General features: G+C 45.8%; 6 protein-coding genes. All 6 read left to right on the top strand.

Translation table 11 applies throughout. From position 1 onward, the window contains the following. Positions 1 to 465, top strand: a 465-nt coding sequence (lrp, locus tag CAG68_RS20745) for a leucine-responsive transcriptional regulator Lrp (protein WP_161441610.1), incomplete at its 5' end; no start/stop codon positions are given. A gap of 155 nt (positions 466 to 620) precedes the next feature. Continuing rightward, positions 621 to 3,668, top strand: coding sequence for a DNA translocase FtsK 4TM domain-containing protein (locus tag CAG68_RS20740; RefSeq protein ID WP_086046623.1), 3,048 nt, complete (start codon positions 621 to 623; stop codon positions 3,666 to 3,668). A gap of 61 nt (positions 3,669 to 3,729) precedes the next feature. After that, positions 3,730 to 4,356 (top strand): outer membrane lipoprotein chaperone LolA, encoded by a 627-nt coding sequence (gene lolA, locus CAG68_RS20735; RefSeq protein ID WP_017634949.1) that lies wholly within the window; start codon positions 3,730 to 3,732, stop codon positions 4,354 to 4,356. Next, complete coding sequence (locus CAG68_RS20730) at positions 4,357 to 5,712, top strand: AAA family ATPase (protein ID WP_202600021.1); 1,356 nt, start codon at positions 4,357 to 4,359, stop codon at positions 5,710 to 5,712. 91 nt (positions 5,713 to 5,803) lie between these two features. Beyond that, a complete protein-coding gene (serS, locus tag CAG68_RS20725; protein WP_005378225.1) occupies positions 5,804 to 7,111 on the top strand; it encodes a serine--tRNA ligase in 1,308 nt (435 codons plus the stop codon). Between the two features lie 203 nt (positions 7,112 to 7,314). Then, positions 7,315 to 8,217, top strand: coding sequence for an N-acetylmuramidase domain-containing protein (locus CAG68_RS20720; protein ID WP_049536243.1), 903 nt, complete (start codon positions 7,315 to 7,317; stop codon positions 8,215 to 8,217). Positions 8,218 to 8,277 lie beyond the last annotated feature (60 nt).

The raw sequence follows: 8,277 nt of genomic DNA, 5'->3' as shown, positions 1-8,277 counted from the left end.
GAACTAGACCGTATCGACCGCAACATTCTTAATGAGCTGCAGAAAGACGGTCGTATTTCAAACGTTGAGCTTTCAAAACGTGTGGGACTTTCTCCAACGCCATGTTTGGAGCGTGTACGTCGCTTAGAGCGTCAGGGTTATATCACAGGGTATACTGCATTATTGAATCCGCAGTTCCTGGATGCATCACTATTAGTATTCGTTGAGATTACGCTAAACCGTGGTGCGCCGGATGTGTTTGAGCAGTTTAACTCAGCTGTTCAAAAGCTAGACGACATACAAGAGTGTCATCTTGTTTCAGGTGACTTTGACTATCTTCTTAAAACCCGTGTATCAGATATGGGTGCTTACCGCCGACTATTGGGCGATACGTTACTACGTCTACCTGGCGTAAATGACACTCGCACATACGTTGTTATGGAAGAAGTGAAACAATCTAACCAGCTTGTGATCAAAACTCGTTAATTTCTTGCAAAGAAAGCGGTATATGCTTCCGCTTTCGCCAGAGAGTAATTGGGTTTTTCTCCTTGATATGGTTAAATTTTTAATTTACCGAGCGGCTTGATGCCGCTCGGAATGTTTTGCAATTTCCTATTTCATTTCCATATTCAAGTTGATTTATGTTCAAAGAGAACGCAAAGAAAGTCGAAACCATTATCAAAACCAGTGAAGAGCCCCAGTCTTCACGCTTAAATGGCTTCCAACGCTTAAAAGAGTGCTGCTTTATCGTTGGCGTTCTTAGCTCGGTATTGCTTGCGGTTGCACTATTTACCTTCAGTCCGGCCGATCCTTCTTGGTCCCAAACCGCATGGGGAGGGGATATCGATAATGCTGGTGGCCTTTTCGGCGCTTGGCTAGCCGATACTCTATTCTTCACATTTGGCTCTCTCGCTTACCCAATCCCTTTCTTGCTAGCGGCGGCTGCATGGGTGATTTGCCGTAAACGAGGAGAAGATGAGCCAATTGATTTCATGCTATGGGGTACAAGGCTGCTCGGTCTGGTCGTCCTTATTATGACCAGTTGCGGTCTTGCCGATATTAATTTTGATGACATTTGGTATTTTTCATCCGGAGGTGTGGTCGGGGATGTGTTGTCTAGCCTCGCTTTACCTACATTGAATGTACTCGGTACCACATTGGTATTGCTGTTCTTGTGGGGAGCGGGCTTTACGCTCTTCACTGGCATCTCATGGCTTAACATCGTGGAATGGCTTGGTGATCGTGCATTAGCACTAATTGCCGCGCTTGCAAATAAGGCAAGAGGTTCAGAGCAGGAAGTTTTAGAACCTCAGCTTGATGAGTTTGTAGAAGATAAAGTCTCTACGCCTAAACATAATGTAGACCATGAAATTGATGATGAGCCGCTTCCTCATTTAACGGCGTACGATGTCGATGAACCGAAAGAATCGGCGCCAACGCATGAGTATCCTATTTATATGCCGCAAGCTAAACCTGATAAGCCTGCGGAACAGGCGATGGTAGAACCGACGCCACCACAACGCAAGGCTACGGTTAATGCTGCGCCAGTTTATGCTGAACCTGAGCCTCAAACACAACCTATCCATACGGTTAACACGGATAACGTTGATCCGCTCTTGGAACGCACCAAGCAACTGAATGTTACGATAGAAGAGCTTGAAGCAGCGGCGCAACAAGCAGATGACTGGGGAACTGAAGAACAGGCAGCCCCATCATTTGCAGACACTTACTCTTCCTATGTAGAGCCACATACAGCTACAGAAGAACCGATCAGTGTTGAACCAGATTATGCGGAGTACGAACAATTTGAAGCAGAGCAAGTACAGCAGCCAAGTATTGAGCATCCTGTACATGAAGAGCCTGCAATTGATTCTGCTGTATTAGATAGCATCACGGCGCAAACAGAGTCGAGCCAACATATTGAGCCTACGATCTCTGACTTTGATGTGTTAGATGATGAAGACGAAGTGGAGTCTCAGCCTGCGCAGCAAGTACAGCCAACAACGCCTCATCAGCAAGTTGCAACACCTTCAACAACATTTGAACCTGCACCTCAAAAAGTGGAGGTAGAAGAGGTCCAAGACAACGACCAAGACGTTACCGCATTCCAAGATATGGTTTCCAATGCGCAAGCCAAAGTCGCTGCAACACAGAACCCATTTTTGGTACAGAAAGAAGAAAACTTGCCAGTTCCGGAAGAGCCACTCCCAACGCTCGAGTTGCTTTATCATCCAGAAAAACGTGAAAACTTTATCGACCGTGATGCGTTAGAGCAGGTCGCTCGATTGGTAGAGAGCAAACTCGCTGACTACAAAATCAAAGCCGATGTGGTTGGTATTTATCCTGGCCCAGTGATCACTCGTTTTGAGCTTGATTTGGCGCCGGGGGTGAAAGTAAGTCGTATTTCTGGTCTTTCAACTGACTTAGCGCGTGCATTGTCTGCGATGGCGGTACGTGTCGTGGAAGTAATCCCTGGCAAGCCTTACATCGGTTTGGAACTGCCAAACATGAGTCGTCAGACGGTCTATTTATCTGATGTCATCAGTAGCCCTCAGTTTGAGCAAGCAACGTCACCAACAACGGTTGTGTTAGGTCAAGACATTGCGGGTGAAGCTGTGGTGGCCGATCTTGCGAAGATGCCTCACGTGCTAGTAGCAGGTACAACAGGTTCTGGTAAGTCGGTGGGTGTGAACGTGATGATTTTGAGCATGCTGTATAAAGCAGGTCCAGAAGATGTACGCTTCATCATGATTGACCCGAAAATGCTAGAGCTTTCTATTTATGAAGGTATCCCTCATCTTCTTTCTGAAGTTGTGACTGATATGAAAGACGCATCAAACGCTCTACGTTGGTGTGTGGGCGAGATGGAACGTCGTTACAAATTGATGTCGGCATTAGGTGTACGTAATGTGAAGGGCTTCAACGAAAAATTGAAGATGGCAGCAGAAGCGGGCCACCCAATCCATGACCCGTTCTGGCAGGAAGGCGACAGCATGGATACTGAACCGCCATTGCTAGAAAAGCTGCCTTACATTGTCGTTGTTGTTGACGAATTTGCTGACCTGATGATGGTGGTAGGTAAGAAAGTTGAAGAACTGATTGCTCGCTTGGCGCAAAAAGCGCGCGCGGCAGGTATTCACTTAATTCTTGCGACTCAGCGTCCATCGGTTGATGTTATTACCGGTCTAATTAAAGCGAACATTCCAACTCGTGTTGCGTTTACGGTATCGACTAAAACGGACTCTCGTACAATCCTAGATCAAGGCGGCGCAGAATCACTACTTGGTATGGGTGATATGTTGTATCTACCGCCGGGATCTAGTCATACAACTCGTGTTCACGGTGCATTTGCATCAGATGATGATGTTCATGCTGTTGTAAACAACTGGAAAGCGCGTGGTAAACCGAACTATATTGAAGAGATCATCAGTGGAGATCAAACTCCAGAAAGTCTATTGCCAGGTGAGCAAATGGAAGCGGATGAAGATGTAGACCCGCTCTTCGATCAAGTTGTTGAGCACGTGGTTCAATCACGTCGAGGTTCGGTTTCCGGTGTTCAGCGCCGATTTAAGATAGGTTACAACCGTGCCGCCCGTATTGTAGAGCAGCTTGAAGCGCAGGGCATCGTAAGTGCTCCGGGTCATAACGGTAACCGTGAAGTACTGGCACCTGCGCCACCAAAAGATTAATGAACTTGTTTTACTCACCTCAGTCCAACTGAGGTGAGTGGTTCTAATAATAGGTATCTGAATGAAAAAACTATTTTCAGCGAAACTTTTCTCTGCGCTTGTTTTAAGCTTTTCCCTCTTTTCTACTGCACACGCAGCATCTCCTAAAGATGAATTAAACAAACGCCTTTCTATGAATGATGGCTTTAGTGCGGATTTCTCTCAGCAGGTTATCAGCCCTGAAGGCGAAACGGTTATGGAAGGAGAAGGTACGGTTGAAATCGCTCGGCCAAGCCTGTTCCGTTGGAGTACAACATTCCCTGATGAGAACCTATTGGTCTCTGACGGTAAGACATTGTGGTACTACAGCCCATTCATCGAGCAAGTGAGCATCTACTGGCAAGAGCAAGCAACAGAGCAAACGCCATTTGTTTTGCTAACGCGTAACCGAGCAAGTGATTGGAATAACTACAAAATATCTCAAAAAGGTGACCAGTTCACTCTCATTCCTACTGCAGTAGACTCCACACAAGGTCAATTCCAGATTAATATTGATGCCAAAGGTGTCGTGAAAGGCTTCAACGTGGTTGAGCAAGACGGTCAAAAAGGTTTGTTCACCTTTAACAACGTGAAGCTGGGTAAACCAAAAGCAGACAGATTCACATTCACAATTCCAAAAGGTGTGGATGTGGATGACCAAAGGAATTAATTGGTAGTGAGTAATTACACATTAGATTTCTCGGGGGACGAAGATTTTCGTCCCCTTGCTGCTCGTATGAGACCGGAAACAATCGAGCAATACATTGGACAGCAGCACATTTTAGGCCCTGGTAAGCCACTGCGCCGTGCGCTAGAGGCGGGTCACATTCACTCTATGATCCTTTGGGGACCACCAGGCACAGGCAAAACGACATTAGCGGAAGTGGCTGCAAACTACGCCAATGCTGAAGTAGAGCGTGTGTCTGCCGTAACGTCTGGTGTGAAAGAAATCCGTGCTGCAATCGAGAAAGCACGTGAGAACAAAATGGCGGGTCGCCGCACCATCTTATTTGTGGATGAGGTGCATCGCTTCAACAAATCTCAACAAGACGCGTTTTTACCGCATATCGAAGATGGCACGGTTACCTTTATTGGTGCGACGACAGAAAACCCATCGTTTGAGTTAAACAACGCATTGCTGTCACGTGCACGTGTCTACAAGCTAACGTCTCTCGATAAAGATGAAATCTCACTGGCGCTGAATCAAGCGATCAGTGACAAAGAGCGTGGCTTGGGCAATACACCCGCACATTTCGCTGATAACGTATTAGACCGCCTAGCAGAACTGGTCAACGGTGATGCTCGCATGTCTCTCAATTATCTTGAGCTGCTCTACGACATGGTAGAAGATAATGCGCAAGGTGAAAAAGAGATCACGCTTAAGTTGCTGGCTGAAGTGGCAGGGGAGAAAGTCTCTCGCTTCGATAACAAAGGTGATATCTGGTATGACTTAATCTCTGCGGTCCACAAATCCATTCGTGGCTCTAACCCAGATGCGGCGCTTTACTGGGCTGCACGTATGATTGCTGCGGGTTGTGATCCTCTTTATATTGCCCGTCGATTACTTGCGATAGCATCGGAAGATGTCGGCAATGCGGACCCTAGAGCCATGCAAGTGGCACTCTCCGCGTGGGACTGTTTTACACGCGTTGGTCCAGCAGAAGGTGAACGTGCGATTGCTCAAGCTATTGTTTATCTCGCGTGCGCTCCAAAGAGTAATGCCGTTTACGTTGCTTGGAAACAAGCGCTAACGGACGCTCATAACTTACCTGAATATGAAGTGCCGCATCACCTTCGAAATGCGCCAACCAGTTTGATGAAAGACATGGGTTATGGGGCTGAGTATCGTTATGCTCACGATGAGCCTGGTGCTTACGCAGCAGGTGAGCAATATTTGCCGCCTGAAATGGGCGATCGTAGGTACTATCAGCCGACAAATCGTGGTCTGGAGACCAAAATCGGCGAAAAGTTAGATTACTTGGCTACTTTAGACGCAAATAGCCCACAAAAGCGCTATGAAAAGTAGGCGTTTTTGGATACATTTGTTTAGTAAATTTTTTTAACGCGTACGCTTGGAAAGTGCGCGTGATTTCACAACAAAAAGCATAGGATTAACAATGCTGGATTCTAAATTACTTCGTACAGAGCTGGATGAAACAGCTGCTAAACTGGCGCGTCGTGGCTTTAAGCTAGACGTAGATACTATTCGTAAACTTGAAGAACAACGTAAGTCCATTCAAGTAGAAGTAGAAAATTTACAATCCACGCGTAACTCCATCTCCAAGCAAATCGGCCAAAAAATGGCGGCTGGCGACAAAGAAGGCGCAGAAGAGATCAAGAAACAAATCGGTACGCTAGGTAGCGATCTTGATGCGAAGAAAGTTGAACTTGAGCAAGTAATGGCTCAACTAGACGAGTTCACGCTTTCTGTACCAAACATCCCAGCAGACGAAGTGCCAGATGGCAAAGATGAAAACGACAACGTTGAAATCTCTCGTTGGGGTGAGCCAAAGTCTTACGACTTCGAACTGAAAGATCACGTTGACCTAGGCGAAATGGGCGACGGTCTAGACTTCGCAAGCGCAGTTAAGATCACTGGCGCACGTTTCATCGTGATGAAAGGCCAATTCGCTCGCCTACACCGTGCAATCGCTCAGTTTATGCTGGATCTTCACACTGAAGAGCACGGCTACACAGAAATGTACGTACCTTACCTAGTAAATTCTGACAGCCTATTCGGTACTGGTCAGCTTCCTAAGTTTGGTAAAGATCTTTTCCACACTGAGCCGCTAGCAGAAAAGGTAAACGACGAAGAGCCACGTAAACTGTCTCTAATCCCTACTGCAGAAGTACCTGTAACGAACCTAGTTCGTGACACGATTTCTGACGAAGCGGATCTACCAATTAAGATGACAGCTCACACGCCATGTTTCCGTTCAGAAGCGGGTTCTTACGGTCGTGACACTCGTGGTCTGATTCGTATGCACCAGTTCGACAAAGTTGAGCTAGTACAAATCACTAAGCCAGAAGATTCAATGAACGCACTAGAAGAGCTAACAGGTCACGCTGAGAAAGTTCTACAACTTCTTGAGCTTCCTTACCGTAAAGTGGTTCTATGTACAGGTGACATGGGCTTTGGCGCTCGTAAGACTTACGACCTAGAAGTTTGGGTTCCTGCTCAAGAAACTTACCGTGAGATCTCTTCATGTTCTAACATGTGGGATTTCCAAGCTCGTCGTATGCAAGCGCGTTTCCGTCGTAAAGGCGAGAAGAAACCTGAGCTTGTACACACGCTAAACGGTTCTGGTCTTGCTGTAGGTCGTACAATGGTTGCTATCCTAGAAAACAACCAAGAAGCAGACGGCCGCATTGCAATCCCTACAGTACTTCAGAAGTACATGGCGGGCGCAACGCACATCGGTTAATCCATTAACCACTAGAACACCAAAACCCAGCCTTAGTGCTGGGTTTTTTGTTATCTGCGTCGAGTGAAAATACGTTGTTATGTAAATGTAGGATGAGGTATTGCATAGTTAGCCTAAATTATTAAAACCAGTCCCTAATGATATTTTTCTAAGCTTCATTGAGCATGACAAGCTCCTCCAAAATATAAAGAGGAGGTACTTTCATGGCTTCAATAAGAATAAGCGGCTCTGTTGGCTTGGGTGGTAAAAATGTGGATGGTGACATTCGTACGGTACAAAGGTCTATTAACCAATTGCTTGGTTCTTTAAAGGGAGTAAAGGAACTTAAAGTGGATGGGAAACTAGGCTCTAGACCGGAAAACTCCAAAACTGTCGGCGCAATTAAAGCTTTTCAGAAAAACCTTGTTGGGATGGCTCGTCCAGATGGAAGGATAGATGTGAATGGAAGAAGCCATCGTAAGCTGAATGATTATTTAAAACGAACACCTGAGACCGCGGTGGCATATACGTTACCTTTGGTTGGCTCAAGAGATGCGTTGACGGACTTGGATTATCGCAAAGTAGCTGAAACTCTTGGATGCGAAGTCGCTGCTATTAAAGCTGTAGCGGAAGTTGAGAGCCGAGGAGAAGCCTACTTTAGCAATGGTAAGCCAAAGATTTTGTTTGAGGCTCATATATTTTCGAGACTCACTTCAAGAGCCTACGATAACAGTCATCCAAGTATTTCAAGTCGGCATTGGAATCGAAGTCTTTATGTTGGTGGTATCTCAGAATACGTACGTCTAAATAAAGCGATTGAACTGAATTCAAATGCAGCAATCCGCTCCGCATCTTGGGGACGTTTCCAAATTATGGGCTTTAATTTCAAGTTAGCTGGTCATGTTACCGCTGAATCCTTTGTTAAAGCTGTATTCGAGTCGGAGAAGAAACAACTTGAGGCTTTTGTTACGTTTATCCAAAAGTCTGGCTTAGGTGAGCATATAAGAGATAAAAATTGGGCTGCCTTTGCTCGTGGTTACAATGGTTCTGAGTATCAGAAAAATCAATACGACGTCAAATTAGAAAAGGCTTACAAAAAATATGCTTCGATTAAAAATGCTGCGTAACATTTCTTTGCTTGGACTTATTTTTAGTTCATCTGCTTGTGCTTTCAGCCACACTAATAC

This window comes from Vibrio sp. V42_P2S4T144, assembly GCF_009904715.1.
Classification (GTDB): Bacteria; Pseudomonadota; Gammaproteobacteria; order Enterobacterales; family Vibrionaceae; genus Vibrio; species Vibrio alginolyticus.
Note: the sequence above shows the minus strand (reverse complement) of the source record. Positions and strands in the feature narration are given on the sequence as shown.

What these genes read in the sequence shown, in the direction of transcription:
- CAG68_RS20740 (WP_086046623.1), top strand. Translation starts at nt 621, where the DNA reads ATGTTCAAAGAGAACGCAAAGAAAGTCGAAACCATTATCAAAACCAGT.
- lolA (WP_017634949.1), top strand. Translation starts at nt 3,730, where the DNA reads ATGAAAAAACTATTTTCAGCGAAACTTTTCTCTGCGCTTGTTTTAAGC.
- serS (WP_005378225.1), top strand. Translation starts at nt 5,804, where the DNA reads ATGCTGGATTCTAAATTACTTCGTACAGAGCTGGATGAAACAGCTGCT.
- CAG68_RS20720 (WP_049536243.1), top strand. Translation starts at nt 7,315, where the DNA reads ATGGCTTCAATAAGAATAAGCGGCTCTGTTGGCTTGGGTGGTAAAAAT.